At 46.7% G+C, this 1,219-nt stretch carries 1 protein-coding gene; it reads right to left on the bottom strand.

The annotated features are described in order from the left end of the window. Nucleotides 1–17: 17 nt before the first annotated feature. Nucleotides 18–1,150 (bottom strand): IS3 family transposase gene (locus tag BLS03_RS25315; RefSeq protein WP_425445132.1). Its coding sequence is split into 2 segments (ribosomal slippage): nucleotides 18–898 and nucleotides 898–1,150, totalling 1,134 coding nucleotides; the frame shifts between segments, so codons are not numbered across the junction. Between the last annotated feature and the right edge of the window lie 69 nt (nucleotides 1,151–1,219).

Here is a 1,219-nt window from a genome sequence, read left to right as displayed (position 1 = left end):
TGACCTGCCCCCGAGAACTAATCCAAAACTTCATTAGTAATGCTTGTTAAATTACCACTGTTTCGTGCCGTTCTTGTTGTCGCTGCAAACTCAGAAGGAGTTAAGTAACCCAGAGCTGAGTGGGGGCGATTTTCATTGTAATCCATTCGCCAGAGGCTGATTAGGTCACGAGCATGACTCAAATCCCTAAACCAGTGCTCGTTTAAACATTCATCTCTGAACTTACCATTAAAACTTTCAATATAAGCATTTTGTGTCGGTTTTCCTGCCTGGATTAATTTTAAAATCACACCATGCTGATAAGCCCATTGGTCGAGCGCTTTCCCTGTAAATTCTGGGCCTTGATCCGTTCGTATCGATGCTGGATAACCGCGAAACGCAGCGATAGACTCCAGCGTGATCACGACTTCATCTCCCGAGATCCCCGTAGCAACAGGAATATCCAGGCACTCCTTTGTGTAATCATCCACAATCGTCAGGCATTTAATCCGTCTGCCGTTACTGAGCGCATCCATCACAAAGTCCATAGACCAAGTGTGATTTGGTACTGAAGGAAGCAAGAGAGGCTCTCGCTCAACACACTGTGATTTTCTACGTCTCCGTTTGCTGACCGTTAAGCCTAATTCGCAGTACAAGCGATAAACTCGCTTATGGTTAACATCAAAACCTTCTCGCCTCAGAAGGCGATGGATCCGACGATAACCGAATCGACGTCGTTCCAATGCCAGCTCTTTTATACGAGCCTGAAGCTTATCATCCTCGCGATTAGTTTGAGGTTGATATCGCAGTGACGCGCGTTGAATACCGACGAGTAGACAGGCTCTGCGTTCTGAAAGCTGAGTGCTTTTCTGAATGACTTTAACAGCCTTGCGCTTGTCCTCGACGGTCAGTACTTTTGGCTAAGAGCGATTTTAAGTGCTTCTGCATCCAGCAGTGTCTCAGCCAGCAGCTTTTTGAGCCGAGCGTTCTCGTCTTCCAGTGCCTTAAGGCGACGGGCTTCAGAGATATCCAGTCCTGCGTATTTTTTGCGCCATGTGTAAAACGTCGCATCCGATATCCCATGCTTGCGGCAAAGCTCTCTGGCGGGGATACCTGCTTCCGCTTCCTTTAAAATGGCAATGATTTGTTGTTCATTGAATCGCTTTTTCATGTTCATCATCTCCTTGGTTGGATGAACATTACTAAGTGTAGACTGGACTAGATTAAGGGGAGCAGGTCA

The sequence above is a fragment of the Vibrio xiamenensis genome (genome assembly GCF_900100015.1).
In the GTDB taxonomy this organism is placed as follows: Bacteria; Pseudomonadota; Gammaproteobacteria; order Enterobacterales; family Vibrionaceae; genus Vibrio; species Vibrio xiamenensis.
This window is presented reverse-complemented; position numbering and strand designations above follow the sequence as displayed.